The organism is Gelidibacter sp. (assembly GCF_035577925.1).
GTDB lineage: Bacteria > Bacteroidota > Bacteroidia > Flavobacteriales > Flavobacteriaceae > Gelidibacter.
Genome location: NZ_DATJCY010000031.1, coordinates 1 through 2222, shown reverse-complemented (window position 1 = coordinate 2222; position 2222 = coordinate 1). Strand labels below are relative to the sequence as shown.

Here is a 2222-nt window from a genome sequence, read left to right as displayed (position 1 = left end):
TCAATTAATCTAAATATTTTACAAGCTAAATGTTGCGCCTATATTAAGCACAAATTGATTGTGTATTTTGTCTGCGGGATTAGTGATGTTGGTCTTGTATCTTGCCAATGGAAATGCTGTTTCGGCATAAATTCCAAAGCCTTCCGAGAAAAAATAACGTGCGCCAACGTGCCCACCAAAATTCTTTAAGCTTAAGTTTAGTCCTGGATAAAAGTCAAAATTTTCATCAACATTTAAAACACTTCCTAAGTGTGCGTTAAAACGACCTTTAAGATCAATACGTTGTCCAAAATCGGCATCCAATCCCTCTTTTATACTTAGGGCATAGGCACCGGAAACACCAACAGAAATATTTTCGCCAAGGCCATAGTCGTAGGTTAAATTAATTCCTGTGGCTTTGTCCTGTAGGTTAACACCTATCTGCATCTTGTTGTCGGTATTGCCTTTAAAAGCTTGTGCATGTACTAATGAAATGCTTAAAAAGCTTAGGATCACAATTAGTTTTTTCATTATAATTTTTTAATTTTAAATTTTGGCAAAGATAACCATGTTTTTTAAAACGGAATACGGTTTGTCTTAACTCTTTTGCGTTCTTAAAAGGGCCTGTTCGTTTTTCCAGTCAATCCATTTTTGACCTTTAAACTTTCGCATCATATTATCAAAATGCCGCATGATGAGAATGTTATAAATCGCTTTTCCTAAGTTTTTTGGATTTCTGGCAATGGCGCGCAAGCTCATGGAGAATCCTGGCGTCAGATATTTCATATAGTGCCAATAGCCTTCGGGCATGTAGAGTATTTCGCCGTGGTTCAATTCGGTTTTATAGCCTTTGGCCTTTTTAAGTGCGGGCCATTTTTCCAGATCAGGGTTGGAAAAGTCGATATCTTCACGTGTAATCAACGAATGCGGAATTTTATACAAATAGTCATTCTGTTTTTGATCAAATAGAATGCAAAGTTTTTTTCCTTCAAAATGAAAGTGGAAAATATTCGCCAGATCAATATCATAATGCATAAACGTATGCGAGTTTTGACCGCCAAAAAACAACATGGGCAATCCTTTCATCAATTTAAGTCCAAAATCAGGATAGGAATAGTCCTTTTGCAACTGCGGAACTTCTTTTAAAACATTCCATAAAAAAATCCGATATTTAGTCGGCTCTCGTTTCAAAAGATCAATATAATCTGCCATTTTCATTTTGGCGTGCGGTTCGTTAAATCCGTCCTCATGGGTTACCGGCCTATCGTCATAGAGTGGTACGATCTTATCGCCGGCAATTTCTTTAATATAATCCAGGCGCCACTTATCAAAAGCTGGCCAATCTTCAATAAAACGCTCAATAACTACTGGTTTTTGAGGTTTAAAATAATGTTTTATAAAATCTTCCTTGGTAATAGTCTTTACACGAGGAATGTCTTGTAGGTCTAGTGCCAAAATATTGAGTTTTAAAACGGCAAAGTTAAGGAATCGTTGTCAAATGTTTTAAATGGAATGTTAAATGTTTGGGTGTTACACCGCTAAGGTGTGGTCGGACTGTGTGTTAAATCTTTTTGCTTTCAAATAAAACAAAAAGGACCCCACAGCGATCTCTAACGAAAACGCAGTGGGTTTATTGAACTTTGTCTTTTTTATTATTATTGGTGGTATTAAATTTGGTGTGAGACGCATGGTTTTTTATGCCCCGAAGAGATTGCTTGTTTATAGAACACGTGATCACTTGGTTTTTTCTATTTTACTAGGCCTAAAGCTATCCATAGGTCTTTTCAATCAGCCATTTGAGTTTTTTAAGCGGCTTAAAAAATAAAGTGAGGTACAGCATTATATCATACAAAAAATAAGGTTTCGTGTTTTATCCGCTATTGTCTGCTTTTTCCGATTTTGAGGGGGTTTTGTTCGACACTTGTTCGAGTGAGCTTCGGTAAAATGCGGTTTATTGGGAGGAATGTCGAAGGATTGTCGAAGGACGGCTAAAAGTGAGTGTTGGTAAGGGTTGCGACGGGTGCCTTAATTTTGTGGACTATTAAAACAATAAGAATTTGACTACAAAAACAGTGTTGAATAAAATTCTTTAAAACAAACAGTATTTATTCGTGTAATGGGTATTATAAAATCATACAGATTAGGTTTATAAGGTCAAAAACATGCTACAAATTATACGCGTAAATAATTTTTGATCACTGCGTTTAAAAGAATACTAAAAATAAAAAAAAATGATTAACTAG

2 protein-coding genes are annotated in these 2222 nt (G+C 35.6%); both read right to left on the bottom strand.

The window, feature by feature from the left end; all coding sequences use genetic code 11:
- Positions 1-18: 18 nt before the first annotated feature.
- On the bottom strand, positions 19-510 hold the full coding sequence (locus VNJ50_RS00865) for a DUF6646 family protein (protein WP_325578135.1): 492 nt from the start codon (positions 508-510) through the stop codon (positions 19-21).
- A 66-nt stretch (positions 511-576) separates the two neighbouring features.
- Positions 577-1434: a cupin-like domain-containing protein gene (locus tag VNJ50_RS00860; protein WP_325578133.1), complete on the bottom strand. Its 858-nt coding sequence runs from the start codon at positions 1432-1434 to the stop codon at positions 577-579.
- Positions 1435-2222 lie beyond the last annotated feature (788 nt).

What these genes read in the sequence shown, in the direction of transcription:
- VNJ50_RS00865 (WP_325578135.1), bottom strand. Translation starts at nt 510, where the DNA reads ATGAAAAAACTAATTGTGATCCTAAGCTTTTTAAGCATTTCATTAGTA.